This window comes from Actinomadura sp. WAC 06369 (assembly GCF_003947565.1).
GTDB classification, from domain to species: domain Bacteria; phylum Actinomycetota; class Actinomycetes; order Streptosporangiales; family Streptosporangiaceae; genus Spirillospora; species Spirillospora rifamycini.
In genome coordinates this window covers 1-25,916 of sequence record NZ_QHJN01000075.1, presented here as the reverse complement: position 1 = coordinate 25,916, position 25,916 = coordinate 1, and the positions used below count along the sequence as shown (strand labels likewise).

The window sequence follows — 25,916 nt, the reverse complement described above, 5'->3', positions numbered from 1 at the left end:
CTACCGCGGTTCCAGCGCGACGCCGGCGTCCCGCAGCAGCCCGGCGAGATCGTCCGGCAGCGGCATGGGGGTGCCGATGCCGACCCGCGCCCGTCCGGTGTTGCCGGTTGGGTAGCGGTCCGCCGCCGACGCGGGCGCGGCCAGCACCAGCCGCACCACCGGGCCGAACACCTCCACCGGGTCGCGGTCGCGGACGGCCGGCCGCAGCCTGGCGGCGTGGGTGCGGGTGCGGGCGAGCGGCCACGGCTGCGACACGATGTGCGCCCGCCCGGCCGCCCGCCACCGCCCGTCCCCGTCGGCGGCCGTCCCGGTCGGCGGCCGTCCGAGCGGCGGCCGTCCCGGTCGGCGGCCGTCCGAGAGGCGGCCGTCCGGGCGGCGGCCATCTCGGCGGCGTATGGCCGACGCCCGCTTTGGCCACGCCCTGGACGACCTACGCGCCACCATCCTCGCCGTAGCCCCCGCCTCCACCTGCCCAGACGCAAACGAACAGGACTGCTGCTGACGTCTCCGGGGTCAGGGGGAGGCGAGGGCGATCTGGCGTCGCTCGAGATCAACGCGGGCGATCCGGACGTGCACATCCCGCCCGGGACGCCAATCGGCGCCGTCCTCGAACTTCGGCATTTCCGCCTCGGGGATCAGCCCCTCGAACTCCCCGAAAATGCGAATGAACACGCCGATAGGAGCACGAAAAACAACCTCACCGACCGTGACACCGCCCACCCGCTCGCTCACTTCGAGCAGGGGGTCGGGAAGCAAGTGCTTCACACTGAGCGAAATCCGCTCCCTCTCCTGGTCGACCTCCAGGACCTTGACCCTCACACGCTCGCCGACGGACAGCACATCGGACGGGTGATCGAAGCGGCGCCAGGACAGGTTCGGCACCGTGATCACCCCTTCGACCGATCCGAGGTCCACCAGAACACCGAAATCCTGGACGGCGGCAACGCGGCCGACAACGACCGATCCGACCTCCGGAGCCTTCAAAGCAACGGTCAGAGCCGCTTGAGTACCCCAGCGAGCCGCCGAAATTCCTCACGACTCACGAGGAGCTTGGGGCCCTCCGGGTCCTTGCTGTCACGTACCGCGATGCCGCCAACGACGTCCGCGACTTCGATGCAGTTGCCGCCGTTCTCCGTGCTTATGCGCGCCTTGCGCCACACCGCTTCACTCAGGTCCACTTTTCCTCCATCACCTTTGCAATAAGCTCGCGAGACATACTTGCAGGCAACGCGTTACCCCTCAAAGTATCTAGGATACGCGCCACCGCTATGAGGTCCTCCGAGTCATCCGTGGTGATACCGCGTACTGCAGTTTCAAGATACGCTACTTCGCTGCGGTCCTTCATCGTGGCCAGGACGAACGACCCACCGTTCCCGGCCGGAGCACCGTCATCATTGAGGACCACTTGAACGGTAATGTTCGGCAGCATGCTCATGCTGAGCAGGTGAGCCAACTGGTCCCGCATGATCTCGCGGGAACCGACGAAGTGACTGAGCACCTGGTCACGTAACAGGACGATCAGCGAGACCGGAGCAGGGACATCGCGAGTGAGGATGTTCTGCCGCGCCATGCGCGCGAGAAGCGCCTCCTCCGTCGCCAGCAGCGATCGGGCGTAGTCCTCGGTCTGGAGCAGGCCAGGAACGACACTGTTTTCCCAGGTGATAAGCACTTCCGCCTCGGCCTCCACCTCCGGCCAGTCGAACCATGTCGGGAACCCCAGCGTCCCGTCACCGTTCAAGTCGTCATAGAGGTTGAGGAGCACACCACCTGCCCTGAACTCGGGGTCCATGACCTCAACGAGTTCCCGTTTGCACCGCTTCTTCCCGCTTTCGACCTGCGAGATGAAGGACGCGGTCATGCCAAGTCGGTGAGCGACCCGCGCCTGACTCAACCCGGCGCGTTCCCGGTAGCGCTTGAACTGGCGTCCGAACGCAGCCAGTGCAGGGGATGAAACCGCACGTCGACGAGGGGTGGCCACGGCCGCATCTCCTTAACTGGACTTAACTTCTTGTAACCGCTGGGGGCTGAACGAGGACGGGATGTTCCTTCTTCGCTGACGTTAACACTCACCGAGCGTCGACGAGTGGCCTACTGAGAGAAACAACGGCTCGTCACGCAAGGGGGATCTTCCGATGTCCGTTGGGGGTTTGGCGCCGGAGACGCCGACGCTCGTCCTCGCTCCGTCCGACCGGGCGCCCGCGCATGCGCGGCGCTTCCTTGTCGAGCAGTTCCGCGCACTGGGCGTCGCGGACGACTTCGTCGGGCGGCTCGTGGTTACGGAGCTGGTTACCAACGCCTACAAACACGTGGGTATCGGCCACATCGTCGTCCGCATCTTCCCGGACGAGCGCAAGCACACCGTGTGCGTGGAGGTGTGGGACGAGGGGGCCGGTCTCCCGATCGTCCGTCCGGAGAACCACGACGCGACGAGCGGCCGGGGACTGCCGCTCATCATCGAACTCGTCCAGTCCTGGGGAGTCCGTCCCCTTTACGAGACCGGAAAGGTCGTGTGGGTGCGGTGCGTGCTTTGAGCGTCCACAACCATCCCCTCGTTCTGGCGAACCGCACGACCGTCCCTGGAGAAACCATGCCCGCCAGCCCCGGCCAATCCTTCATCGAGCTGGACGCCGACATCGACCAGGCCCTCGCCGACCTGCGCCGGACGTTCCCCGGCATCTGCATCTGGTACGGCGAGTTCTGCGGATCGCTCTGGGCCTTACTCCCCGATCGGCTGGTCGAGGCGAAGAACTCCCGTGGCCTCGCTCGTCAGCTCCGCGCGGCCCTCGGCCCGCCGCGTCCCGCTGAAGGGCCGGGACGCGGCCCCTCGCCCGTCCCCCCACCGCCACGGAGAAGACGGGACGGCACCTGGAGCGCGTCGCACCGCCAGCCCGTCCGTCCGCCTCGAAGACGCGGACGCGTGCGGCTCCTCTCGCGGCTCCTCGCCGCGTTCGTGCCGCTCACCGGAAGCCGCGCCCGGTGAGCGGCACCAACGGGAGCGTCAGCCCGCCTGCGCCTTCTGGACGCACTCCTGCGAGTCCGCGTTGACCTTGTTCGGGTCCTTGCCCTCGGTGTTGCGAGGAGCGACCGCCGGGTTCCCCGGCTCCGGGTCGGGCATGTCGTACCCCTTGGCCCGCATGCACTCCACGACCTTGGCGAGCATCTTCTGCTGCGATGTCTGCCCCGCGCCGCCGCTACCGCTGCCGCCGCCGTTGCCGGTCATGGACCCGCCACCGCCGCCGTTCCCGGTCGTCGCCCCGCCACCGGACCCGCCCTGGGACGGCGTCGCGGCCGGGGCGCTCGACGCCGCGGTGGGCGGCGCCGCGGACGACGCACCGTCGCCGGCGCCGTCCTCGGAGTCCCCACCGCACGCGCTCACACTGAACGCGAGCGTGAGCGCGGCGACGGGAACGGCGAAACGCATCTTCAATGTTCTCCCCTTCCGGTATCTGACGCACATGAATGGACGCCGCCCGCGCACGGCACTGTGCGCAAGCGACGCCCCCTTCGAAAGCCTCTGTTCGCTACTGCGGCGGGTACGGCCCGCCCTGCGGCCCGCCGGGCCCCTGCGGCGGCGGCCCCTGCGGCTGCCCACCGTGCGGCTGCATCGGCGGCTGCGGCGGCATGTACTGCTGCCCACCGGGCGGACCGAACCCGCCCCCAGGGCCGGAACCCGTCGGAGCGGCCTTCTTCTTGCTCTTCCGGAAGACGAGGAAGAGGACCACGGCGACCACGAGCACGACCGCACCGACGACCCCGAGCAGGATCATCGTGTTCCGGTCGGCGCTGTCGGCGGCCTTCGTCTGCTCGGACGGCGGCACGTCCTTCTTCTCGGCCTTCTCCCCGCCCTGCTGCCCGCCCTGGACGGCGTTCGGGTTCGCCTGCTTCCACTTGTCGTAGTCCGCGTACACCGAGTTGGGCGCGTTCTTCGCCACCTGCGCGTTCAAGGCGTCCGCCGGGATGATGACACCGAGACCGGTCTGGTTGTCCTTACCGGGAGGGCCCGCGTCCTTGGTGGTGTTGAGGATGCGCTGGACGACCTCGCGCCCGGTCATCTGCGGATACTTGGACCGTATGAGCGCGGCCACGGCGGAGGTCAGGGCAGCAGACTGACTCGTCCCGACGATGCGTTCGGCGACTGTGCCGTCCGCAAGAAGGGAGTTGACCAGGAAACCCGGCGCCGCAACGTCCACGTAAGGCTGACGTTGGGTGTTCGTCCAGGCTCGCTTCTGGTTGTCCACAGCTCCGACCGCTAGCACGCCCGCGCAGTTGGCAGGCTCCATGGCCTGATTGGTCGTGCCACCGGTGTTGCCGGAACTGGCCACAACCACGGCATCCCGCTCCAGTGCGTGAGCGACGGCCTGCTGGGTTTCGGGACGGCACGCCTTGGCCGCGAAGCCCTGCGAAAGGTTGATGACCTTGGCGCCGTTATCAGCGGCGTAGCGGATCGCCTGTGCCCATTCCGTCAGGTCGGCTTTGATGGGCATGATTTTTGCTTCGGGAGCAACGCCCACGTACCCGGTGGCCGTCCCCTGGCTCGCAATGAGCCCGGCCATGCCCGTGCCGTGTGAATCCTCTACATCGGACGTCGGGCCGATGAGCCCTTTGTTGCCACCGCCCTGGGTTATCTCCGTCCCAGGGACCAAGGCGCCCTGGAGATCGGGAAGCTGGCCGTTGACGCCGTTGTCGATCACCGCGACGGTGACACCGGAGCCTTTGGTGACCGGCCAGACCTTCGTCTGGATCTCCCACGCCTTGAACCACCACTGATCGCTCCGCGGGCCGGGGACGGCCCCGGCGGGCGTCGCGCTGGTGAGGACCAGAAGGGAGCCCGCTCCGATCCCGGCCAGCCATCGTGTCATCCGTCGCACAGCACAACCTCGCTCAATGGGATACGGCGTGAGCAGTTCGAACGCTCGTCCGAACCGCTCACGCCGTGTCACGCATTCTCTTTTGGCCGAGCCTGCGGTCAGCCGATCACCGGGGGAGCGGTGTCGCCTTCGTTACCGCCCCAGACGTCCTCGTCCTCGGTGAGCCAGGTGGAACGCTCGTGCTCCTCCTGGTTACCGCCGCCGCCGCCTCCGCCGCCCATCGGGGCGCCGCCCATCATGCCACGGCCACCGGCACCGGCACCAAGGCCCTTGCCCGCTCCGCCGCCCATGCCACCGCCGCGACCGGCGCCGCCGCCGGCGAGACCGCCGGCACCGGGCATCGCGCCGCCCATGCCGCCGCCCATGCCGCCGCCGGCGCCACCGAGGGCACCGCCGCCGGGCATACCGCCACCGCCGCCGCCGAGGCCGCCGCGACCGAACGGGTCCCCGCCGCCGAGGCTGCCGCCGCCACCCGCCAGGCCGCCGCCACCGGGAAGACCGGCCAGGTCGGAGCTGCCGCCGCCGATCCCGCCGCCGCCCGGAATGCTGCCACCGCCGCCCGGAATGCCACCGCCGCCCGGGATGCTGCCACCGCCGCCCGGGATGCCGCCGCCGCCGGGGATGCTGCCACCGCCGCCCGGGATGCCACCGCCACCCGGCATGCTGCCGCCACCCGGCATGCCGCCGCCGCCGGGCATGCTGCCGCCGCCGGGAAGGCCGCCGCCCATACCGCCGCCGCCGGGGATGCTGCCGCCGCCGCCATCGAGGTTCGGGTTGTTCGTGGGGAGCTGCTGGTTCAGGCCGGTCTGCGGGAGGTTGGTGGAGATGCTGGCGGGCATCTGGGTGTTCGAGTTGTTGGTCGCCTCGCCGAGCTGGCGCATGTGGTTCTGCGCGGCCTCGTCTTCGGCGCTGTCGAGGATGCCGAGGGCCTCGCCGATCTTCTTGCCGCCCAGGGCGATCATGCCGCCCGCCGGGCCCGCGACGACGGTGCCGGCCGCGACGACGCCCGCGTCGTCCCAGGACAGGTTGCCGAAGAAGCCCTTGCCGGGACGGTTCTGCTGGAACTGGCGGATGACGGCCGCGTGGTTCACCAGCGCACGCCCGGTCTCGTCGGAGACCTGGCGCATGTTCTCGGCGCTCGTCTGCAGCTTCTCCATCTGCTGGATGGTGGCGTCGGCGTCGTCGCCCTTCCAGACGTTGCCCAGTGCGGACATCTGGGTGCGCAGAACTCGCGCGGCGCTCTCGAACTTCGCGGCCGCGCCGTTGTAGGCGTTGCCGGCGCCCTCGACACGGCCGGGGTCCATCGCGTCGAGGATCTGGTTCATCTCATCGATGCCACCGTCCCACTCGACAGGACTATCCATGTTCGAGCGGATCGGCTCCTGGTGCGGAGTGTTACCCATTTCTCAATCCCACCTAGTCAGCCGGTCTCAGTACGCGGAAGTGTTCGAGGTCGTAGGCGACCCGTTCTGCAGGTTGGAGTTCACCTGGTTGGCGTTGGCCGCGTTGCCCTGGTCGGTCTCTTCGTGGTTGCCGACCATGCGGTCCAGCGCGTCGATGATCCCCTGGTAGCTGGAGAGGAAGCCGTCGTACTGGCCCTTGATCTGGCCGTACGCCGACTGCGTCGAGGCGTTCAGGGCCGACACGGCCGGGTACTGGCCGAGTTCGGAGTTGGTGATGTTGGCGTTCATCGAGATGTCGTTGCGCGTACCGCTGCCGCTCTCGAAAGCTTCCAGGTTTGTGCGAAGGACGCGCAGGATGTTCCTGACTTCGTCCTTGTCGATCTCACTCTTCTGACCCATGAGAGCCTCCCCCGGCGGGCCGGAAGAGCCCGCACCGAATCCACTGCTGCCGCTCTGGCGATTACGGATACGTCAGGTCTGCCGCGGGAGACGGATCCTGACGGTCGCCATCGATCGGCCGCCGGAGCCGTCCGGCGGCCGATCGATGACGGTGGGCGTCAGCCTCCGATGATGGAGACGTTGTTCTTGACGGTGGCCTGGCCCGTCTCGGAGGACGAGTTGATGACCACGCCGAGCTGGTTCAGGATGCGGGAGATGTCGTCGGCCGACTTCTCCCACTCGGCCTTGGCCTGGAAGTACGCCTCGCGAGCGCCGTCCTCCCACTGGCCGAGCTTGCCCTCGACGCTCTTCGCGAGGTCGTCGAGCTCCTGGCGCATCTGGTTGTGCTTCTGCTGGAACGACGCGTACGCCTGCTGCATCGCGCCGAAGTCCATTGACTGAAAGGACATCGTTCTCCTTCGTGCCTTCGGGTCTCTTCGTTACGGTCAGCCGTTGAGCAGGCCGGCGACGCGGTTGACTTCCTCCGCCTGCTGCTGCTCGCTCGCCTCGTAGTTGATCTTGACCTGGACGAGCTTCTCGTGCAGACCGTCGAGGACCTGGAGCACGTTGCCCAGCTCGGAGTTGAACTCGTTGTAGACGCGGGTGAAGGCGTTGCCCGCCTCACCGATCCAGCGGCCCTGGAGCTGAGCCTGCTCCTGGCCGAGGTCGCCCTGCATCTTGCGCAGGTCCTGAGCCGCGGCCTCCACCCGCTGGGCGGCCTGGGCCATTTCTGCTCTGTCGACCGTTGACCTCTGACCCATCAGTCATCCCTTCCAGTAGCCACTTGCATCGTGTTGGACGCGGCGTGCGCCTGATCGGTTCGACCCGATTGCCACGATTTTTCCACCCATCGTGCGGCACATCGCCCTTACGGTAAAGCCCACCACCGTAGGCCAGCTATCAAATATCTGTCGACCCCGGCGTGAACTGCGAGAATGCGTAGCCGACGCGTCGGTTCGCTCCGGTCAGCCCCACAGCTCGGTGTTGGACTGCTCGGCGGACTGGTAGTTCTGCTGAGCGGTGCCGATGCCCTCGCCGAACTCCTTGACCAGGTCCGCCATCTCCCGGGCGGCCTTGTCCCACTTGGCCTTCGCCTCGAAGTAGGCGTCGCGCGAGTCGTCCTCCCAGACGGCGAGGCGCGCCTCGATGTCGGCTTCGAGGTCGTCCAGGGCCTGCACCATCTGGGTGTGCGTGCTCTTGAACATGGCCTCTGCCTGCTTCATCGTGGCGTAGTCCGTACTGAACGCCTGACTCACAACGACTCCTCCGTGGCATGCGCGACGATCAGGAGCGTACCAAGCCGGACTGACACGAACCTGATCTTCCGGTAACTGTCGGTCATCCCGCGGCACCGCCCGAGGCGACGGGCAGGACGGCCTTCTGCGGGTCCAGCGCGGGCCCCTGCGGGATGAGGTTCAGCAGGTTGGCGGGGACGGGCACCGAATCGTTCTTCTCCGGCGAGATCTGGTATCCCAGCGCGCTCGCCGTCTCCGCGGACGCGAGCGAGTGGCGGCGTCCGGAATCGGTGACGAGCTGGTAAGTGTTGATCGCCTCGACCGATCCGGAGTTCGGCAGGACGCCCGCGAGAATTGCGCTGCCCGGGGGAAGCACGACATTGTCGACGCCCGATCCGGACGCCTGCGCCGGCATCGGCAGGTCCTTCCCGCCGCCGATCGTCAGCTCGGCCGTCTGCGAGCCCTTCGCGGTGTCCGGGTAGACGACGCAGAGGGACTGGGACGGGTCGTACGAGCGGAGCTGGATCGCGGCCTGCGGCAGGCGCTCGTCGATGAGCTTCTGCGTCGAGCGGTGCGTGGTGACGGCGCTGCCGTCCAGCGGGCTGTTCTTCGGCAGCGTGTAGGACGCCGAGTTCTGGATGAGCGCGGCCTGCAGGGCCGTGACGGGCGCGTAGCCGTCGGCGAGGAGCACGTAGTGCTGGTCGCCGGCGCCGACGCCCTTGACCGTGAACACCTGCCCGATGCGGCCGGTGGCGCCCTCGAAGGACGGCTTGCCGCCGGCACCCTGGACCTTCGGCGGCGCGAAGTCCGGGCCGGCGGGCAGCGCGTTGACGAAGCCGGGCGAGACCTGCGCGGGCGCGGACGCGCCGAGCACGGTGAGGCCCGCGGGCGACAGCTTCATCCGCTGGTTCTTCCAGATCAGCCAGTTGGCGTTCTGGCCGGTGCTGACGACGACGCCGCTGTTCGGGTCGACCTTCTCGCCGCCGACCTTCTGGCCCGCGACGAGCGACACCACCGACTGGCCGACGCCGCCCTGCTGCCGCTGCCGGACGCACACCGACCACGGGCCGCCGACGAGCCGGTCGGCCTCGGGCACCGAGTCGGGGGCGTCCGGGATGCCGATGCGGGGGCCGCGCGGGAACTCCGCGAGCGACTTCGCCGACACCGTCTTCTGCTGCGGGGAGCCCTCCGCCATGGACGCCGCCAGCTTCGCCGACGCGTAGTTCGCGACGGGGCAGAGCACCGCCTTCTGCGAGCCCTGCGGGGTGCACCAGACGTACTGGGCGCCGGTCTCCTCCTCGATGAGGACGACGCCTTTCGCGTCCAGGCCCTTGTTGCCGCCCCCGAACAGGAGGCCGACGATGCCGAACACCGCCGCCGCCAGGACCCCCACCATGATGCCGGCGAACAGCCCGACGTTGAGCTTGCGCAGCGGCTGCTCCGGGAAGTCCGGCTCGGCCAGGATGAGCGCCTGCGACGCGCGGTGCGTCATCAGGCGGTGCGCCTGGAGGAGATCCCTCTTCGTCTGCATCGAACGTCCTCCTCGCCGGTCAGCTCGCCAGGGTGTGGACGTACTCGAGGACGCCCGTGACGCCGAGCGCCAGCGGGATCATCGCGACCACCAGCATGATCTCGATGATGTCGCCCGCGCGTCCCCAGAACGGGGTCGGCCGGTTCCCCGGCAGCCACATCCCGACGCCGACCGCGATGCCGGACACCACCAGGGTCGGCACCAGCACGGCGACGAGCAGCATCGCCTGCGAGTCCATGCCGAGCGCCGTGCCGACGGCGAGCAGCGCCAGCGCGGCGACGCCCGGGACCAGCAGCCACAGCTTCTGGTTCCGGCCGCGGAACAGCCGGGCCCGCAGCAGCACCGCGAACGCGACGACCAGGCACATGACGGGCGACGCCCAGCCGTCGTCGAACGACAGCGGGATCGCGCCGCCGAGGACCGTCAGGCCGATCGCCGAGACGCCGCCGGTGACGTACCGGTCGGCGAGGGACGTGCGGTCCAGCAGCTCCTGGCCGTCCACCGAGAGGGTGTCGCGGCGCAGGTCCTCCGCGCTGCTCGGCACCGGTGGGAGCCGGACGCGCGCGAACTTGAACGCGATGCCGGGCAGCAGCGGCGTCAGCGCCAGGACGATCGTGATGGTGACGGCCGCGACGCCCGCGGCGTCCATGTCGAACACCATCGGGATCGCGCAGTCGATCGTCCCGAACAGCGCCGCGATGGCGATGCCGTAGAAGACGGGCAGTCCCTGCGCGATGCCGAACCCGGCGATCGTCGCGGCCAGGACGACCGCGCCGAAGCCCGCGACCAGGTGCAGGGCGTCGAGGTCCGTCAGGGCGTCGTCCCCGGCGGGGGCGAGCATCCCGGCGAGGAACGCGTACGGGAGGGCCGCGTAGCCGAGCGCCGCGCCGGCGCCCGCGTCGCCGAGGGCCCGCGACAGTGCGACGCCGCCCGCGAGCAGGACGATCGCGATGGCGCCCGCGACGATCGCCGGGACCAGCCAGGACGGCCCGGACAGCAGCAGCGCGAGGCCGCCGACGATGAGCCCGGCGACGCCCCAGCCGAGCGCGAACCGGCGGGTGGAGTCCTGCCGCCAGCGCCCGGGCCGATCGTTGACGGCGGTCGCGACGACGTCGGGGACGTCGTCGAACGCGAGGTCGGGGATCTGCGACATGCGGGGCCGCAGGTAGATGAGGTCGCCGTCGCGCAGCCCCGCGTGGGACGGCGTGCTGGACGGCTCGAACGGCGCCTCGTCCAGTTTCTGCAGGACCCAGCCGCCGTGGGCCAGCCCGGCGTCCGCCAGGTTCTGGCCCGCGTACCGCAGGATCGTCGGGTACAGCTCCGCGAACGTGGAGTCCGCGGGCAGGGCGATATCGACCCGTCGGCTCGGCCCGACGACCGTGACGCGGCAGAGATCGGCCCCAGGGGGAGCGCTCACGATGTCCTCGCAAGTTGTCCGGTTGAAACGGGGGGCGTGACACCTGCGGTTGCGGTCAGGTGTGCCGGGTCCCGTGCCTCCTCAGTGGTGCGAATCGGGCTAACCCTAGTATCCGGACACTGCCGCCGTGTAGTCGGCGTCCGTCGAGACCTCTACCATCAATCCGGTCAAGTGGGCGCAAGCCGCCGACGATCCGACGGGCGGGCGATCTCCCGGGGTCGGCGGGCCGCTCTCCGGTGCGAGGGAGGAACAGCAGCGTGAGCACGGTGATCGTCCGACGGAGGGAGCGGCGGAAACCCCCCGCGCCGCCGCGTGGAGAGATCCTGCTTGAGTCTCCCCCCGAACTTCCCGAGCTGATCCCGCAGGGATTCCAGGGAGTGCTGACGTACCTGCCGATGCTGGCCGGTTCCGGCGCCATGGTCTTCATGCTGGTGGGCCGCGGCGGGGGCCCGCTCCAGTACGTCGCGGGCGGCATGTTCGCGATCTCCATGTTCGGCATGATGCTCGGCCAGGTCGGCCGCAGCAGCGGCGAGCGCAAGGTCAAGCTGAACAACGACCGCCGCGACTACCTGCGCTACCTCGGGCAGGTCCGCAAGAAGGTCCGCGCCGCCGCGAAGCAGCAGCGCGAGGCGATGGAATGGGGCAGCCCCGACCCGGCGTCGCTGTGGTGGCTGGCGATGAGCGCCCGGCTGTGGGAGCGCCGCCCGTCCGACGACGACTTCATCCAGGTCCGCATCGGGACGGGCGCGCAGAAGCTCGCCGTGCAGCTGATCCCGCCGGAGACGAAGCCGATCGAGGACCTCGAGCCGATGACCGCGGGCGCCCTGCGGCGGTTCGTGCGCGCCCACTCGAACGTCCCGAACCTGCCGATCTCGGTGTCGCTGCGGTCGTTCGCGCGGCTCGTCCCGTCCGGTGACCCGGAGGCCGTGTACGGGCTGATCCGGGCGCTGATCGTGCAGATCGCGACGTTCCACTCCCCCGACGACGTGCGCATCGCGGTGTGCGCGTCCAAGCAGCGGATGCCGTGGTGGCAGTGGATCAAGTGGCTGCCGCACAACCTGCACCCCACCGAGACGGACGCGGCCGGGCCCGTCCGGCTGATGGCCGAAAGCATGTCGACGCTCGAGGCGATGTTCGGGCAGGACGTCAAGGACCGTCCGCGGTTCCAGCCGGGCCTGTCCCAGGACGACCTGCCGTACCACATCATCATCATGGACGGCGGCCAGGCGTCCTACGACTCGCAGCTCGCCGCCGACGGCGTCGAGGGCGTCTGCGTCATCGACCTCACCGGCTCCACCGCGCCCGTCGTGGAGCAGGCGATGCTGCGCGTCGCCGTCACCAAGGAGCAGGTCGCGCGGCTCACGAAGGACCGCACCGGCAAGGACGTCCCCAACCGCATCGGCAAGCCCGACTCCATCACCCTGCAGCAGGCGGAGGCCCTCGCCCGCCAGCTCGCGCCGCTGCGCGCCAGCGCCTCCGCCGGGCCGGAGGAGGACGCGCTGTCCGGCGCGACCACGGTGACGTCGCTGCTAGGCATCGAGAACCCGTTCAACGTGAACGCCGCGGAGATGTGGCGCCCGCGGGCGCCCCGCAACCGGCTGCGGGTGCCGATCGGCATCGACCCCGAGGGACGGCCCGTCCACCTCGACATCAAGGAGTCCGCGCAGGGCGGCATGGGCCCCCACGGCCTGTGCATCGGCGCGACCGGCTCCGGTAAGTCCGAGGCGCTGCGGACGCTCGTCCTCGGGCTCGCGATGACGCACTCGCCCGAGGTGCTGAACTTCGTCCTCGTCGACTTCAAGGGCGGTGCGACGTTCCTGGGGATGGAGAACCTCCGGCACGTCTCCGCGATCATCACCAACCTGGAGGACGAGCTCCCGCTCGTCGACCGCATGTACGACGCGCTGCACGGCGAGATGGTGCGGCGCCAGGAGTACCTGCGGGCCCAGGGCAACTACGCCTCGCTGCGCGACTACGAGAAGGCCCGCGAGCAGGGCGCCGACCTCAAGCCGATGCCGACGCTGTTCCTCGTCCTGGACGAGTTCTCCGAGCTGCTGTCGGCCAAGCCCGAGTTCGCCGACCTGTTCGTCATGATCGGACGCCTCGGCCGTTCGCTGGGCGTCCACATCCTGCTCGCGTCGCAGCGGCTGGAGGAAGGCAAGCTCCGCGGCCTCGACACGCACCTGTCGTACCGGATCGGCCTGCGGACGTTCTCCGCGCAGGAGTCCCGCGTCGTGCTGGGCGTCCCGGACGCCTACGAGCTGCCGTCCGCACCCGGCCACGGCTACATGAAGTTCGGCACCGAGGCGATGACCCGGTTCCGCGCCGGGTACGTGTCCGGGCCGGCCGACGAGGACCTCGCGCCGCGCGAGCAGGCCGGGCCGCAGGTCGTCAAGCAGATCGTCCCGTACATCCCGGACTACATCCGGCCGCGGGTCATCGAGCAGCAGCAGGAGCAGCAGCAGGAGGAGGAGCGCGAGTCGGTCGGCACGCTGTTCGACGTCGTCGTCAAGCAGCTCGAGAACCAGGGCCCGCCCGCGCACCAGATCTGGCTGCCGCCGCTCGAGGCGTCCCCCACGCTGGACGAGCTGCTGCCGACGCTCGCGGTCGTCCCCGGGCACGGCCTCACCACCCAGCACGAGGGCTGGCGGAACCGGCTGCACGCCATCACCGGCATCATCGACAAGCCGTTCGAGCAGCGCCGCGACCCGATGTACGTCGACCTGTCGGGCGCCGCGGGCAACGCCGGCATCGCCGGGTCGCCGCAGACCGGCAAGTCGACGACGCTCCGCACGCTCATCGCGTCCCTCGCGCTCACCCACACGCCGCAGCAGGTGCAGTTCTACTGCCTCGACTTCGGCGGCGGCACGCTCAGCGCCCTCAGCGACCTCCCGCACATCGGCGGCGTCGCGAACCGCCTCGACGCCGACCGCGTGCGGCGCACCGTCGCGGAGGTCACCGCGCTGCTGGAGACCCGCGAGCGCGAGTTCGCCGAGCGCGGCATCGACTCCATGCCGACGTACCGGCGGATGCGGGCGTCCGGGGAGCTCAGCGGCGACGGGTACGGCGACGTGTTCCTCGTCGTCGACGGCTGGATGACCCTCCGGCAGGACTACGAGAACCTCGAAGGCACCATCACCGACCTGACCGCCCGCGGTCTCGGCTACGGCATCCACGTCATCGCGACGGTCAACAAGTGGTCCGAGTTCCGGATGAACATCCGGGACCTCTTCGGTACCAAGCTGGAGCTCCGCCTCGGCGACCCGTACGACTCGGAGATCGACCGCCGGCTCGCCGACAACGTCCCCGAGGGCAAGCCCGGCCGCGGCCTCACCCGCGAGGGCCACCACTGCCTGACCGCGCTCCCCCGCCTCGACGGCAACTCCGACGACTCCACGCTCGCCGACGGCGTCAAGCAGCTCGTCGCCGCCGTCGCGTCGAACTGGGAGGGCCCGAAGGCCCCGCAGGTCCGGATGCTGCCGGCCGTCCTGCCGCTGGCGTCGCTGCCGTCGTCCGCCGAGACCGGGTCGCGCATCCCGATCGGCATCGACGAGGACTCCCTGCAGCCGGTCTTCCTCGACTTCCAGCAGGAGTCGCACTTCCTCGTCCTCGGCGACACCGAGTGCGGCAAGTCGAACCTGATGCGGATCATCACCAAGGCGATCATCGACCGGTACACGCCGCAGCAGGCCCGAATGATCTTCCTGGACTACCGGCGCGCCCTCCTCGACGCCGCGGAGACCGAGCACCGCATCGGCTACGCGGCCTCGTCCGCCGCCGCGTCCGGCCTGGTCAAGGACATCGTCGGCGCCCTCCAGGCCCGGCTCCCACCGGCCGACCTGACGCCCGAGCAGCTCCGCGACCGCTCCTGGTGGACGGGTGCCGACCTGTTCCTGATCATCGACGACTACGACCTCGTCGCGACCTCGAACAACCCCGTCACCCAGCTCGCCGAACTGCTCCCCCAGGCCCGCGACATCGGCCTGCACGTCATCGTCTCCCGCGCCTACGGCGGCGCGGGCCGCGCGATGTACGACCCGATCCTGCAGCGCATCAAGGAAATGGGATCGCCCAGCCTGCTCATGTCGGGTAACAAGGACGAGGGCGTCGTGCTCGGGAACATCAAGGGCCACCCCCTTCCCCCCGGCCGCGGCTACTACATCGACCGCCGCAAGGGGACCCGCCTCATCCAGACCGCACACCAGGAGTAAGCACACATGGCCGACTTCAGCCTCGGGGAAGGCTTCGAGCGCTTCCAGCGCGACATGCAGGAGCAGATGGGCGACTTCTCCAAGATCCAGGAGTCCGTCCAGGAGGCCGTCGGGACGGGCGAGGCCGCCGAGGGCCGCATCATCGCCGAGTACCGCGCCGAAGGCGGGCTGACCCGGCTCGACATCGACCCCCGCGCCATGCGCCTCGGCTCCGCCGAACTCAGCGCCGAGATCCGCACCGCCGTCAACGCCGCCGCCACGGACTTCCAGACGAAGGTCCGCGAGGCCAGCTCGTCCGTCTTCGGCGACCCCGAGAAGCCCCTCGACCCGTCGAAGGCCCTCGCGTCCCTCGACAAGCTCGCGAACGGCTTCGCGGGCCAGATGCGCGACCTCGCACGGGAACTGGGCGTCCAGCAGCAGCGCGCCCAGGAAGCGATGAACAACTACAAGGGCAACCACCCCGGCGACCGCCGCTGACGTCCCCCCGCGCCGCCCCGGCTCCCCCACCCCCGGAGCCGGGGCGCCCCCATGTCAGGCCCCGTCGAGCAGATCGAACGCGACAGGCGAAGCGATCACCAGCATCCGCAGATCGTCCGCCACCTCCCGCTCGAACTCGATCCACCTTCCGTCGGACCGAGCGATCAGGCCACCGGACGCATTCGTATATTTGATCCGGTTCTTCCCCATCAGAAAGCCGAAGCCGTACAACTCGCTGACCAGATTGGGCACGACGTCGCACAGCACCGCACCGTCCGCGCCCACCAGTTGCCATCTGCGCTGCCTGGTCCGGGTCGCCCCTCCTGGGCCCCCCTCGGTGCGGTCGTTAGGCATGATTCGCCCTACGAAATCCTCGTCCTGCGTGCGAATGATGGGCAGGATCGTGCCATCACCGCGATCTCTTGGCGGCCTCTCGATCGAAAAGATCAGGCTGCCGTCCGGAGCCGTCACGTGCAGGAAGGACGGGGAGTAATCGCGCTCCGCGGCGAACGCACGCGCCAGGCGACCCCGCGGCTGACCTCCTGCCATTTGAGTCACGGAGGCCAGCAACTCCCCCGAGTCATCGAAGTAAGCGTAGCTGCGGCGCGAGTTATCTTTGAAGCGAACCTTCGACACACTCAGGAGTGCGCTCACTCTTTCCCAAACCTCGATTCACTTTCCACTGTCCCATGGAGGGTCGAAGTCCGCCTGCCGACTCCCCCATGGCGCGACCCATGTGGCTTTGTTCTCGGCTTTTCCGTCAGGGTTGACGGTACCTTCATACCCCAACTTGACTCCGGACTGCGGCTGCTCGAGACCGGCACTATAGGTCGTCTTCTCGTCACCTTCCTCGTTCCACTCCCGCTTTACTCCGCCGCCCAGATCAACCCCGGGTCCCGGCTGCTTTCCCTTGACCTCGAAGTCGCCCCCGGCATAGCCCTCGGGCCCGTATTTGCGGTGGCCGGACACTTCCAACTCCGGCCCCACCTCGTGCGGCACCTTGACCTTGGCGCCGCCACCGACATTCCACGTTTCGTCGTAACTGCGGTCCGCGTCCAGGTCGATCGACTGAAGACCGTAGCCTCGGTGTCCCCACCTATCACCCGGCACCCCCGGGACATTGCCGACCTCGCCGTTCGCGCGGTTCAGCCAGGACAGGCCCGCGTTGGCGGCGCCTTCCAGGAGGTTCGCGCCGGCGCCTGCCGAGCCGGTGATCAGGGCCTGCTTGAAAGCGGTGGCGGCCTCCTTGCTCCCGTGCTCGGCCTGCTTGTTCGCGGTGACGGCGGCGCCGCCCGCGAGGACCCCGGCGCAGAGTTCACCAGCCGTGGCGAGGATCCCCGTCATCACGTACACGACGGTGAGGGCTGTTCCCGCGAGGGACACGCACGCCGGGTACAGGGTGCCGAGGCTGGCCCCTGCGGCGGCCACCAGTGCCGCCAGGAAGGCTGCGATGGCGATGGCGGCTACGGCGTAGACGAACAGCGCCCAGGCCAGGGAGGTGAGGGCGTAGTGGACCGCCATGCAGTAGTTGTGCAGGTACTCCATCTGCAGGCAGTAGTCGTCCACCGTCTGCTGGTACTTCTCGCGGTCGTCGGCGTTCCAGTCCGCGTGCGGGATGCCGCTGACGAAGCTTTTCCACTGCTCGGTGGCCGTCCGGACCTCCTGGGCCGACTGGGCCCACTTGTTCGCCGCTTTCTCCAGGTTCTGCGGCTTTCCGGAGGCGAGCTTGAACTGGAAGGCGATGACCAGGGCGGGCGGAAGGACTCCGGCGGCCGCGGCCATGGCGACCGCCCCGCTCATCAGGCCCTCGGCGGCGCCGACCACGGAATTACCGGGGACGAACGCGCCTATCGCGGCGGCGCCCGCGGCTCCGGCGCCTGCACCCGCGCCGGCCGTTGCCGCTTTTCGCTGTGTCCCGGAATCGAGGCTTTGCCAGGCTTCACGTGTGGTCGGGCCCTGGTTCTGGCCCTGCGCCCCTTGGGGGGCCGTTCCCCCCTGCGGGGCCGTCCCGCCCTGCGGGGCCGTCCCGCCCTGCGGGGCCGTTCCGCCCTGCGGGGCCGTCTCGCCCTGCGGGGCCGTTCCACCTTGGGGGGCCGTTCCACCTTGGGGGGTGGATTCGGGCTGTGCTGGGGGCTGTGCGCCTTCGGGCGTGCCGGTGCCTTGTTCGGGTGGTGGAGCCAACTCGCGTCCCTCTTCGTTGCCGCGGCGGTCACGAACGCTTGAGCTTGTTCTTCTCCTCGGCCGTTCCGTAGGTCGCCGCGGTCTTCGACAGCCGTTCGACGTACGACTCGGCGACCCGCTTCTGCGCCTTCAGGTCCTCGAAGGCGAACTGGACGGCCAGGGGGTAGGCGACGGACGCGTGCAGGCAGATGATGCTGAAATCGCCGCCTTCGAGGTCGTAGACGCCCGACTCGCTCAGCACCTTCCCCGCGTTGTCGATCTTGGGAATGACGGTCGAGGAAAGGTCCGCGCCGTGCTTGTCGATGCGCTCTGGGTTGACGTCTTTCCGTCCCGGTGCCACGGTCCCCGCTCTCGTTGAGTCGCCTGTGCGCGGGGGAGGCTAGTGGACGTCCCGGCCCGGAAACGCGGAAGGGCCGTTTCGGCCGGTGCGCGCAAAGGGTTCCGGACTGGACGATCGGGGCCTATTCGACGCTCGTGGCACAAGTCCGCAGGTGGGCGGGCATGACGAATGCCGCGCGGACGAGTTGGACGGCTCGTCCGCGCGGCGTTCGTAAGGTTTGCGCTACTGGTCCCAGGGTGGGGTTTCGTCGCCTACGGGGATGTCGGCGACGGGGGTGTTCACGTTGCCGTTCCAGTGGGACTGGCCGTCGCCCGAATACTGGTAGTTCTGCGTGTAGCCGGCCACGTCGCCGCCGTTGTAGGTGCCGGTCGCCGAGACGGACGTGCTGCCGTCGCCCGACTCGAAGTCGTGCTCGCCTTCGACGCCGACGGTGCCGCCGTAGTTGTGCCCGCTGCCGTTCTCGGCCTCGTAGCCGCCGGAGGCGCTGTAATTGAGGGTGCCGGCGTCGCCCTGCCCGACGCCGTCGGAGTCGGTGTAGCCGACCTCGCCCTCCGCGCTCCAGCCGCCCTGGGTGCTCACGCCGCCGGAGACGTCGCCGCCGACGAAGCCCTCGTCGTCGCCCCACTGGACGTGCGCGCCGCCGGTGATCTCGGTCTGGCCGGCGGTCTCGAAGGTCGCGCCGCCGCCGGCCGTCCAGATGCCGTCCGCGTCGCGGTCGGCGTCGAGGTCGATCTCGCTGAGAGGGGACGAGCCGCCGCCGCGGGAGTCGATGAAGGCGAGGGGCGCGTTGACGGCGTTCTGCGCGAGGTTCGTCAGCGCCGTCGCGGAGCCGTTCATCTGGGCCTGCGTGAAGTCGGTGAGGGCCGCCTCGTTGCCGCGCTGGTAGGAGGTGAACGCGGCGAGCATCGAGCCGCCCTGGAACACCACCGCGGCGAGCGACGCGGCGGCGGCGAGGATGCCCGTCGCGACGCCGGTGATGGCGACGCTGGTGGACGCGAGGCTCACGCAGGACGCGTAGACGGGTGCGCCCACGACGCTGAGGAGCGCGGCGAGGGCGATGCCGGCGAGGACCGACAGGAAGGTGCCGAGCGCGATTGCGAAGATCGCGAACGCCATGAGGGCCCACGCGAAGACGAGGAGGGCGATCTGGACGGCCTGGCAGAACACCTGCATGGCGTCGAGCTGGGAGACGAATTCCTGGACTTTCGCCTCGTAGGCGCGGCGGTCGGCGGCGTCCCAGTCGCGCTGGGAGATGGCGCCGAGCCGTTCCTGCAGCATCGTCTTCGTCTTCTCGATGCTCTGCGCGGCCGTTTCCCAGGCTTTCGCCGCCGTCTCGAGATTCGCGGGGGCGCCCTTGGACGCCTTGAACATGAAGGCGACCGGAATCACCGTGGGCAGCGGGACGGACGCGATGGTCGTCTGGGTCTCGGCCGTCCCCATGAGGACGTCGTAGGAGTTGAAGAGGCTCACGGCGGGCTCCCTCAGACCTGCTGGATCGTGCTGGCCGTCTCGGCGTTCCCGTAGGTGCGCGAGGCGGTCTGCAGGTTGGACGCGTAGCCGTCGAGCATTTCGAGGTGGGTCTGGAGGTCCTCGAAGGCCCACTGGAGGGCCATCGGGTACGCCATCGCCGCGAGGGTCCCGGTGATGCTGAAGTCGCCGCCCTCGATGGTGCCGTTGCCGTTGAGTTCCTGGAGCCCCTTGTCGAGTTCGGGACGGATCGTGTTCGTGATCTCCTGCGCGTGCTGCATGATCCGCGCCGGGTTGACATTGAGCTGAGTGCCCAAGACCGCCTCCTGAGGAATGCCGGGTGCGTCCCGGCCCCCGTTCGGCTTTGCCTTCTCGGGAGCTCTTTCAGGCACGGCTCACGGTCTCCGGGCACGCGGTTCCACCATTCGACGCGGCGCGCGTTGGAACGGTTTCAACGAAATGACGAACGCCGCCCCGGGGGCCGGGGCGGCGTTCGTCCGGGAGGCGTTACTTGTCCCAGGGCGGGGTCTCGTCCTTGGGCCCTTCGGCCCACGAGCCCTCGGTGTTGTAGACGGGGGTGTTGACCTTGTACTTGTCCGAGTAGTCGCCCTCGTGGCTCCAGTTGCCTTCGTACTCGGCCTGGCTGCCGCTCGGGGTGTGGCCGCCGCCCACCTTGAAGCCGCCGCCGACGTTCTCGTTCTCGTCCCAGGTGACCTTGCCGCCGACGGTGCCGTTGACGGTGCCGCTCGGGTCCTCGTACTTGTGGTTGACGCCGACCTCGCCGCCGGCCCAGCCCTCGTCGTTGTGCTTGATGTTGCCGGCGACCTCGGTCTCGCCGAGGGGGCTGTTCACCTTGGCGCCCGCCCCGTACGTCCAGGTCTCGGTGATGTCGCGGTCGGCGTCCAGGTCGACCTCGCCGACCCCGAAGTTGTTCGCGACCGGGTTGCGGGTCAGGAACGCCAGGCCCGCGTTCGCGCCGCTCTGGACGAGGTTCGCGGCGGCGCCCGCGGCACCGTTCTTGAACGCCTCGCCGAACGCGTCGCCCGCGCCCGCGTTGCCGTGGTCGCCCTGGTAGTCGGCGGTGATGGCGGCACCGCCGAACATCACCCCGCCCGCCATCACCCCGGCGGCGGCGAGGATGCCGGTCGCGACCGTGGTGATGGTGAGGCCGGTGGAGGCGAGGCCGACGAGCGCCGGGTAGCTGACCGAGCCGACGACGGACGCGAGCGCGGCGACCGCGAGGACGGCGAGGGCGCCCAGGTAGACGGCCATGCCCACGGCGAAGATCGCGTAGGTGAACATCGCCCACGCGAGGACGGTCAGCGCGATCGACACGGCCATCAGGTAGTTGTGCAGCGCGTCGAGCTGGAGGCAGTAGTCGCCGACCTTGCTCTCGTAGGCGGCGCGGTCGTCCATGTTCCACGCCTGCTGCGGGATGCCCTTCGCGAGGTTCTGCAGGTCCTGGGACGCCTGCTGCAGTTCGGCGGCCGCCGTGCTCCAGTCGCCGGCGGCCTTCTCCAGGCTCGCGGGCTTGCCCGTCGAGAGCTTGAACTGCAGCGCGACCATGATGGACGGGGGCAGGATGACGGCGGCGCTCGCCGTGGTGACGGCGATCGACATCATCGACTCGGCCGCGCCGAGCGCGGACCCGCCGGTCAGCGCGGTGATCGCCGCGCCGCCGGCCGCCGCGCCGCCCGCCGCGAGGCCGCTGTTGCGCGCGCCCGTCGTCGGCGACGTGGTGGAGCCGCCGGAGTTGTTCGAGCCGCCGGAGTTGTTCGAGCCGCCGGAGTTGTTCGAGCCGCCGGAGTTGTTGGTGCCGCCGCTGTTCGTGCCGCCCGAGTTGGTCGTGCCGCCCGAGTTGGTCGTGCCGCCGCTGCCGGTCGTCCCGCCCGAGTTGGTGGTGCCGCCACTGCTGGTGGTGCCGCCGGAGCCGGTCGTCCCGCCGCTGTTGGAGGTGCCGCCGCTGTTCGAGGAGCCCCCGTTACCCGGTGTGGTCACCTGTCTCGCCTTTCCTCATGGTCGCCCGTCGGCGCGCCGCTGCCGCCGCTCTACTTCTGCGTGTTGGCCTGTTCGGCGTTGCCGTACCTCTTCGCCGCGGTGTTGATCTTCTCCGCCATGCTCTGGGCGGTGTCCATCAGCAGCTTGATGTCCTCGAAGCCGAACTGGACCGCGATGGGGTAGGCGGTGGACGCGCCGACGCACGTCACGCTGAAGTCGCCGCCCTCGAGGTTGAAGGTGCCGTCGGTGTTGAGAGTGTCGCCGGCCTTCTGCAGGCGGGGGACGACCTGGTCGGTGATGTCCTTGCCGTGGAGCGCGATCCGCTGGGGGTCGGCGGACTTCTGGGTCACGTCTGTCCTTCGCCGATTGTGTCCCGGGGGACTTGTGGCCGGGGTCGGCCAAGATACTAGGGGACACCGGCGGGGCATACCAGTTGAAACGAGAACGTTCCACCCCGTCATCACGGCTGGTGAAGCGCCCGCGCCCGTTCCGGCCCGCCGGCGCCGCCCCGCGCCCGCCGCCGCGGCCCGTCCGGCCCGGGGGTGCGCGGGGGACGGCCGGACGGGACGGGACGAGCGGTCGGCGTCCGGCACCGCGCGTCCTCTAAAGTCTCCTTTGGCGTGTAGGGCGTTGGATGGGAGGCTTTCGGGATGAGATGGTCCGCGGTCGCCGTGCTGGCCGGATGCCTGCTCCCCCTGTACGCCGCGTCCCCGGCGCACGCGGCCCCGCGGGCTCCCGCGAACTGCAACCCGCCCGCCGGGTCGATGAGCGCGCAGGCGCTGAACGAGGGCGGCGAGCCGTGGGCGCAGCAGATGCTCAACATCGAGGCCGCGCACGAGAAGGCGACCGGCAAGGGCGTCAAGGTGGCGGTCGTCGACAGCGGCGTGAGCGCGCGGAACCCGCAGCTCGCCGGGCAGGTCGTCGACGGCGTCGACCTGACGAAGACGGGCGCGGAGGACTGCCTCGGCCACGGCACCTACGTCGCCGGCATCATCGCGGCCAAGGCGGGGGTCTCCCCGTTCGTCGGCGTCGCGCCCGACGCGAAGATCATCCCGATCAAGTTCGCCGCGCAGGCGAACAACATCGACAGCGGGCTCGCCGCCAAGGGCATCGACGAGGCCGTCAAGCTCGGCGCGGACGTCGTCAACGTCTCGACGCAGTCGATCGGGGACGACCCGCGGCTGCGCCAGGCCGTCCAGAACGCGCTCGCCAAGGGCGTCGTGGTGGTGGCCGCCGCGGGCAACATCGACCGGCAGAACGGCAAGGTGCCCGCGCTGATGTACCCGTCGGCGTACCAGGGCGTCATCTCCGTCGGCGCGGTCGGCCTGGACGGCAAGATCACCGAGTTCTCGAACCCGAACACGCCCGTGTCGGTCATCGCGCCCGGCAACGACATCGTGACCACGTCCCCCGACGGCCACTACTCGGTGCAGAAGGGCACGAGCTTCGCGACGCCGTTCGTGGCGGGGCTGGCGGCGCTGGTCCTGGAGGCGTACCCGCAGGCCACGCCCGCCGAGGTCAAGCAGCGGATCGAGGGGACGGCCGAGGGCAGCAAGGGCGCGGGCAGCGGCAACGGCATGATCAACCTGTTCGAGGCGCTGACCGCGGTGAACCCCGGCGCGGGCGGCGCGGGCGGTACCGGCGGCCCCGGCGGGCCGGTGAGCATCGCGATGCCCGACCGGCCCGACGCGACGACCCGGGCCGTGGCGCTCGGCGTGGCGGGCGGCGCGATCGGGGCGGCGGCGCTGGTCGTCGCGGGCGGGCTGCTGATCCCGGCGGGACGCCGCCGCGGCTGGCGCCCGGGCCCCGTGGAGCCGGCCGGCGAGGGCACCGGCGAGTCCGCGTAGCCCCCGTCCGTCCTGCCCGCCCCGTCAGGACGCGGCGTCGCCCTTCGGCGGCCGGATGTCGCCGTCGGCGAGGTCGCGGCCGAGGACGGCGGCGGCGCGGACGAGCGCGTCGCGCGTGCGGGCCGCGATCTCCACCGAGTAGTCGCGCATCCCGGTGTCGTGCAGGACGATGACGTCCGGTCCGCCGTACGCGGTGGTGCACGCTTCCAGCTCGCGCCACGGCTCGAACCCCATCGGACGGTACGACGCCTGCAAGCGCTCGATGAACGGCGCGTCGCCCGCGAAGTCGTCCTCGCTCATCTGCAGCAGCCAGCCGCGGTAGTGCGGGATGCGCTGCACGGCGAGCTGCACGAAGAACTCCGAGATCGACCGGGCCTGCGGCACCCAGGTGTCGTCGTCGACGGTGACCAGGACGCGCGGGTCGTCCTGGCCGGCCTCGGCGGCGAGGTAGCCCCACTCGTTGCAGTACTCGTACTCGGCCATGAACACGCAGACGCGCACGTCGTCCCCGGGACCGACGAACGGGTTGCCGGCGGGCAGGCCGCCCGCGACGCCGTGGCCGGACGGGTCGGGGCGCACGGTCGGCGGGTACTCGGGGTGCGTCCAGTACAGGCGCGGGCTGCGGGTGAAGGAGTTGAACGGCAGCTCCCACCACTCATCGAGCGCCTTCGGGACCGGCAGCGCCGGATCGACGCCCGCGAAGCGGTCGGCGTCCTCCCCGGTGAGCTCGCCGCGGAGGTGGCGCACGTAGGCCGCGTGCTCGGCCTCGTCCCATTTGAGCCACACCGGTCCGTCGGCGGGCGGCTCGTACCCCCACTCGTCCTGGACCTCCCGGAGCAGGTCCCAGCGGTCGCGGGGGGCGGCGAGACGGTCCGCGAAGCGGGCATAGTCGACGATCTTCGGCATGGGGCGAGGCTAGCCGCGCACGGTCGCCGCCGGGGCGGTCCGGCGGCGGACGGCCGGCGGCGGGGCGAACAGGACGAAGAAGTCGGAGATCGAGCGGGCCTGCGGGACCCGTCCCCCGCCGGGCTCGGCGACGAGCACGCGCGGGTCGTCGTGGCCGGACTCGGCCGCGGGGTACCCCCACTCGTCCTGGACCTCGCGGAGCAGCGCCCAGCGGTCGCGCGGCACGGCGAGCCGATCCGCGAAGCGGGCATAGTCCACGATCTTCGGCATGTGGGGAGGCTGGCCGCGTATTACGATCGCCGGGTGCAATACACCGCTCCGGTCCCCTACCAGAACGCCGCCGGCGGGCGCCGCCGCCGCCTGGTGTGGGCGTCGGCCGCCGTGGGCGCGCTGGTCGTGCTGACGGCGGTGCTGTGGGCGACCGGCGGACTGGACGAGAAGGCGAAGCAGCCGGTGAAGTCGCCCGGCAAGGCCGTCGACGTCGGGCTGTTCTCCCTGACCGTGCACGACGTGCGGGCCGGGGTCGCCGACACCGCGATGGGCGGGAGCGAACGGTTCCTCATCGTCCGGATGCGCGTCGTCAACAAGGGCCAGGAGACGGTGGGGCTCGGCCCCAGCGGGCTGCAGGACGGCGTCGTCGCCCGCACCAAGGCCGGCAAGTGGGTGAAACCGGACGAGGTGACGGGCGTCGCCGCGGGCGCCGCGACCTCCGACGTCCAGCCGGGCCTGCCCGTGGAGGCGTCGGTGATGTGGAAGCTCGGCCCGGCGCAGCCGCCCCCGACGTTCACGTTCGGGCTGCGCGACTGGGAGTACGACCACGGGTTCACCGACAGCGACTACACGTGGCGGGTGCAGACGGAGGGCGGCGAGCTGGCCGCGCGCTACACCCTGCCCGTCGGGACGGGGACGCCGTGAACGTGCGCAAGCTCGCCATCAAGGGCGGTGCGGGCCTCGGCGGGACGATCCTGCTCGCGGGAGCGATGTGGCTCCACGCCTACCAGCCGAAGGTCGAGGCGCGCATGCTCGACCCGATCCGGACGGACGGCGGCGTCGGCGAGGAGGTCGCCACGCCCGCGTTCACCGTCCGCGTGGACGGCGTGGCCGCCGCGCGGTCGCTCGCGCCCGACTCCATCCTCGACGGCGAGCCGGCCGTCGGCACGGACGGCGTCTACGTCGTCGTCCGGGCGCGCGCGATGAGCCGCGACGAGCCCGTCGAACTGCGGTCGGCGGTGCTGGAGACGCCCGGCGGCTACACGTACGAGGCGGAGCCGCGCCCCGGCGGCGACCAGGTCCCGGGGGCGGTGCTCCAGCCGATGCTGTGGACGAGCACCGCGTTCGTCTTCGAACTCCCGAAGAACCGCCTCGCGGGCGCCCACCTGGTGGTCGGGACGGGCGGGCTCCTGCCGCAGCTGTCGTCCGCCGCCGACATCGACCTCGGCCTCACCGGCCCCCGCGCGGCCGACCTCGTCCGGAAGGCCCCCGAACGGTACAACGTGCGGGAGGGTTCATGAGCGATCCCCACCACCGGCCGCCGCAGGGACGGTACGGACGGCAGGGGCCACCCGCCGACGACCAACCCGCGCCGCCGCCCCCGTCC

At 70.3% G+C, this 25,916-nt stretch carries 29 protein-coding genes; 7 read left to right on the top strand and 22 right to left on the bottom strand.

From position 1 onward, the window contains the following. From DMH08_RS42425 to DMH08_RS20975, 4 genes are all read right to left on the bottom strand, one after another. Positions 1-444 (bottom strand): DUF3703 domain-containing protein, encoded by a 444-nt coding sequence (locus DMH08_RS42425; protein WP_125617175.1) that lies wholly within the window; start codon positions 442-444, stop codon positions 1-3. A gap of 69 nt (positions 445-513) precedes the next feature. After that, a complete protein-coding gene (locus tag DMH08_RS20985; RefSeq protein ID WP_125617173.1) occupies positions 514-984 on the bottom strand; it encodes a S1 RNA-binding domain-containing protein in 471 nt (156 codons plus the stop codon). A gap of 8 nt (positions 985-992) precedes the next feature. Beyond that, the gene (locus DMH08_RS20980) at positions 993-1,178 is read right to left on the bottom strand and encodes a DUF397 domain-containing protein (RefSeq protein WP_125617171.1); all 186 of its coding nucleotides are present in this window, start codon (positions 1,176-1,178) and stop codon (positions 993-995) included. Continuing rightward, complete coding sequence (locus DMH08_RS20975) at positions 1,169-1,978, bottom strand: helix-turn-helix domain-containing protein (RefSeq protein ID WP_125617169.1); 810 nt, start codon at positions 1,976-1,978, stop codon at positions 1,169-1,171. Before DMH08_RS20975 ends, DMH08_RS20980 begins: the two co-directional genes overlap by 10 nt. A 154-nt stretch (positions 1,979-2,132) precedes the next feature. Between DMH08_RS20975 and DMH08_RS20970 the strand changes: the two genes are divergently transcribed. Next, on the top strand, positions 2,133-2,531 hold the full coding sequence (locus DMH08_RS20970; protein WP_125617167.1) for an ATP-binding protein: 399 nt from the start codon (positions 2,133-2,135) through the stop codon (positions 2,529-2,531). A 56-nt stretch (positions 2,532-2,587) separates the two neighbouring features. Continuing rightward, a complete protein-coding gene (locus DMH08_RS20965) occupies positions 2,588-2,980 on the top strand; it encodes a hypothetical protein (RefSeq protein WP_125617165.1) in 393 nt (130 codons plus the stop codon). Positions 2,981-2,998: 18 nt separating this feature from the next. Here DMH08_RS20965 and DMH08_RS40240 read toward each other — a convergent pair whose 3' ends face one another. The 9 genes from DMH08_RS40240 to eccD form a co-directional block, all read right to left on the bottom strand. Further along, entirely contained in the window at positions 2,999-3,421 is a 423-nt protein-coding gene (locus DMH08_RS40240) for a hypothetical protein (RefSeq protein WP_158642362.1), read from the bottom strand. Positions 3,422-3,521: 100 nt separating this feature from the next. Next, positions 3,522-4,859 (bottom strand): S8 family serine peptidase, encoded by a 1,338-nt coding sequence (locus DMH08_RS20950; protein WP_125617161.1) that lies wholly within the window; start codon positions 4,857-4,859, stop codon positions 3,522-3,524. 107 nt (positions 4,860-4,966) lie between these two features. Then, entirely contained in the window at positions 4,967-6,193 is a 1,227-nt protein-coding gene (locus DMH08_RS20945) for a WXG100 family type VII secretion target (RefSeq protein WP_158642361.1), read from the bottom strand. Between the two features lie 105 nt (positions 6,194-6,298). Then, complete coding sequence (locus DMH08_RS20940) at positions 6,299-6,670, bottom strand: hypothetical protein (RefSeq protein ID WP_026404402.1); 372 nt, start codon at positions 6,668-6,670, stop codon at positions 6,299-6,301. A 158-nt stretch (positions 6,671-6,828) separates the two neighbouring features. Then, positions 6,829-7,119, bottom strand: coding sequence for a WXG100 family type VII secretion target (locus tag DMH08_RS20935; RefSeq protein ID WP_026404403.1), 291 nt, complete (start codon positions 7,117-7,119; stop codon positions 6,829-6,831). 36 nt (positions 7,120-7,155) lie between these two features. Continuing rightward, the gene (locus tag DMH08_RS20930; protein ID WP_084550858.1) at positions 7,156-7,470 is read right to left on the bottom strand and encodes a WXG100 family type VII secretion target; all 315 of its coding nucleotides are present in this window, start codon (positions 7,468-7,470) and stop codon (positions 7,156-7,158) included. Positions 7,471-7,674: 204 nt separating this feature from the next. Beyond that, positions 7,675-7,965 carry a WXG100 family type VII secretion target gene (locus tag DMH08_RS20925; RefSeq protein ID WP_026404405.1) on the bottom strand — a complete coding sequence of 97 codons (291 nt, stop codon included), beginning with the start codon at positions 7,963-7,965 and terminating at the stop codon, positions 7,675-7,677. Positions 7,966-8,047: 82 nt separating this feature from the next. Further along, positions 8,048-9,475, bottom strand: coding sequence for a type VII secretion protein EccB (gene eccB / locus DMH08_RS20920; RefSeq protein WP_026404406.1), 1,428 nt, complete (start codon positions 9,473-9,475; stop codon positions 8,048-8,050). A gap of 19 nt (positions 9,476-9,494) precedes the next feature. Further along, positions 9,495-10,892: a type VII secretion integral membrane protein EccD gene (eccD, locus tag DMH08_RS20915; protein ID WP_026404407.1), complete on the bottom strand. Its 1,398-nt coding sequence runs from the start codon at positions 10,890-10,892 to the stop codon at positions 9,495-9,497. Between the two features lie 257 nt (positions 10,893-11,149). Between eccD and eccCa the strand changes: the two genes are divergently transcribed. Beyond that, positions 11,150-15,103, top strand: coding sequence for a type VII secretion protein EccCa (gene eccCa / locus DMH08_RS20910; RefSeq protein ID WP_125617156.1), 3,954 nt, complete (start codon positions 11,150-11,152; stop codon positions 15,101-15,103). Between the two features lie 6 nt (positions 15,104-15,109). Further along, positions 15,110-15,580 (top strand): YbaB/EbfC family nucleoid-associated protein, encoded by a 471-nt coding sequence (locus tag DMH08_RS20905; RefSeq protein WP_026404409.1) that lies wholly within the window; start codon positions 15,110-15,112, stop codon positions 15,578-15,580. A 54-nt stretch (positions 15,581-15,634) separates the two neighbouring features. Here the strand turns inward: DMH08_RS20905 and DMH08_RS20900 are convergent, their stop codons facing one another. The 7 genes from DMH08_RS20900 to DMH08_RS20870 form a co-directional block, all read right to left on the bottom strand. Next, entirely contained in the window at positions 15,635-16,234 is a 600-nt protein-coding gene (locus DMH08_RS20900) for a hypothetical protein (RefSeq protein ID WP_125617155.1), read from the bottom strand. Positions 16,235-16,252: 18 nt separating this feature from the next. After that, entirely contained in the window at positions 16,253-17,404 is a 1,152-nt protein-coding gene (locus DMH08_RS20895; protein WP_158642360.1) for a hypothetical protein, read from the bottom strand. Positions 17,405-17,789: 385 nt separating this feature from the next. Beyond that, the gene (locus DMH08_RS20890; protein WP_125617151.1) at positions 17,790-18,101 is read right to left on the bottom strand and encodes a hypothetical protein; all 312 of its coding nucleotides are present in this window, start codon (positions 18,099-18,101) and stop codon (positions 17,790-17,792) included. A gap of 222 nt (positions 18,102-18,323) precedes the next feature. Further along, positions 18,324-19,571: a hypothetical protein gene (locus tag DMH08_RS20885; protein ID WP_125617149.1), complete on the bottom strand. Its 1,248-nt coding sequence runs from the start codon at positions 19,569-19,571 to the stop codon at positions 18,324-18,326. An 11-nt stretch (positions 19,572-19,582) separates the two neighbouring features. Then, positions 19,583-19,885 (bottom strand): hypothetical protein, encoded by a 303-nt coding sequence (locus DMH08_RS20880; RefSeq protein ID WP_026404414.1) that lies wholly within the window; start codon positions 19,883-19,885, stop codon positions 19,583-19,585. A 190-nt stretch (positions 19,886-20,075) separates the two neighbouring features. After that, positions 20,076-21,566 (bottom strand): hypothetical protein, encoded by a 1,491-nt coding sequence (locus DMH08_RS20875; RefSeq protein WP_125617147.1) that lies wholly within the window; start codon positions 21,564-21,566, stop codon positions 20,076-20,078. Positions 21,567-21,616: 50 nt separating this feature from the next. Next, complete coding sequence (locus DMH08_RS20870) at positions 21,617-21,916, bottom strand: hypothetical protein (protein WP_026404415.1); 300 nt, start codon at positions 21,914-21,916, stop codon at positions 21,617-21,619. A 300-nt stretch (positions 21,917-22,216) separates the two neighbouring features. Between DMH08_RS20870 and DMH08_RS20865 the strand changes: the two genes are divergently transcribed. Beyond that, positions 22,217-23,413, top strand: a complete 1,197-nt coding sequence (locus DMH08_RS20865) for a S8 family serine peptidase (protein WP_125617145.1) — start codon at positions 22,217-22,219, stop codon at positions 23,411-23,413. 24 nt (positions 23,414-23,437) lie between these two features. Here DMH08_RS20865 and DMH08_RS20860 read toward each other — a convergent pair whose 3' ends face one another. Together DMH08_RS20860 and DMH08_RS20855 are read right to left on the bottom strand one after the other, a co-directional pair. Next, positions 23,438-24,319: a hypothetical protein gene (locus DMH08_RS20860; RefSeq protein ID WP_125617143.1), complete on the bottom strand. Its 882-nt coding sequence runs from the start codon at positions 24,317-24,319 to the stop codon at positions 23,438-23,440. 9 nt (positions 24,320-24,328) lie between these two features. Next, positions 24,329-24,589, bottom strand: a complete 261-nt coding sequence (locus tag DMH08_RS20855) for a hypothetical protein (protein WP_125617141.1) — start codon at positions 24,587-24,589, stop codon at positions 24,329-24,331. Between the two features lie 33 nt (positions 24,590-24,622). On the opposite strand from DMH08_RS20855, the gene DMH08_RS20850 reads away from it, so the two are divergent. Beyond that, positions 24,623-25,234, top strand: a complete 612-nt coding sequence (locus DMH08_RS20850; RefSeq protein ID WP_026404417.1) for a hypothetical protein — start codon at positions 24,623-24,625, stop codon at positions 25,232-25,234. Continuing rightward, a complete protein-coding gene (locus tag DMH08_RS20845; protein ID WP_125617139.1) occupies positions 25,231-25,830 on the top strand; it encodes a hypothetical protein in 600 nt (199 codons plus the stop codon). Before DMH08_RS20850 ends, DMH08_RS20845 begins: the two co-directional genes overlap by 4 nt. Positions 25,831-25,916 lie beyond the last annotated feature (86 nt).